This window comes from Mesorhizobium sp. M8A.F.Ca.ET.208.01.1.1 (assembly GCF_004791315.1).
Lineage (GTDB): Bacteria > Pseudomonadota > Alphaproteobacteria > Rhizobiales > Rhizobiaceae > Mesorhizobium.
Genome location: NZ_SRUT01000251.1, coordinates 1 through 315 on the forward strand (window position 1 = coordinate 1; position 315 = coordinate 315).

At 66.0% G+C, this 315-nt stretch carries 1 pseudogene; it reads left to right on the forward strand.

The window, feature by feature from the left end:
• Window positions 1-315 (forward strand): annotated as a pseudogene (locus tag EN851_RS35160) (cobaltochelatase subunit CobT); the annotation flags it as partial.

Genomic DNA, 315 nt, shown 5'->3' on the forward strand with positions numbered 1-315 from the left:
GATCACCCGCGGTCTGGGCGATTCCATGGCGCTGAAGCGCGCCTGTCACGATCAACGCATCCACAACAAGCTGGCACCCGAAGGCAAGCTCGCGCGGTCCATCTTCGATGCCGTAGAGCAGGCGCGCGTCGAGGCGATCGGCAGCCGCGCTATGCAGGGCGTGGCCGACAATATCGGCTCGATGCTCGAGGACAAATACGCCAAGGCGAACCTCGTCGACGTCAGGGACAAGGCTGACGCGCCGCTCGAGGAAGCGATCGCGCTGATCGTGCGCGAAAAGCTCACCGGGCGGCCCGTGCCGAAGAGCGGCGAGCG